This window comes from Agrobacterium sp. MCAB5 (genome assembly GCF_052114365.1).
Classification (GTDB): Bacteria; Pseudomonadota; Alphaproteobacteria; order Rhizobiales; family Rhizobiaceae; genus Agrobacterium; species Agrobacterium tumefaciens.
Genome location: NZ_JBFREP010000242.1, coordinates 1 through 470 on the forward strand (window position 1 = coordinate 1; position 470 = coordinate 470).

1 protein-coding gene is annotated in these 470 nt (G+C 59.8%); it reads left to right on the top strand.

Annotated features, from left to right (window positions below):
- The coding region (locus AB4Z23_RS28430) for a cupin domain-containing protein (RefSeq protein WP_441361301.1) at positions 1 to 470 on the top strand (470 nt) is incomplete at both ends.

Genomic DNA, 470 nt, shown 5'->3' on the forward strand with positions numbered 1-470 from the left:
CGTCGGCGGAGATCAAGGCACTGGTCGGGCATTGCACTTTCGGCTCGGATGACAAAGCCCTTCTCGTATCTCTGCTGCCGGAAGTCATCCATGTTCATGGTGAAGAGCGACTGATCGCTCTCGTCCGAATGATCAACGAGGAGACGAGGGCTGATCGTGCCGCGCGCGAAATGGTCCTCCACCGATTGCTCGATGTGTTGTTAATCGACGCGTTACGATCGGCAGCAAGCGCCAAAGCGCCGCCGGGTCTCCTGCGTGGCATGGCCGATCCGCTGCTGGCGCCGACCTTGCGCCGGATACACGCAGATCCGGGTCGTAGCGTGACGGTGGAGACGCTTGCTCAGGAGGCTACCATGTCTCGCTCGACCTTCTTCGATCGTTTCCGCAAGGAAGTTGGTGTAGCACCGATGGAATACGCGACGGGATGGCGTATGGCACTGGCAAAGGAGTTCCTCCGCGAGGATATACCC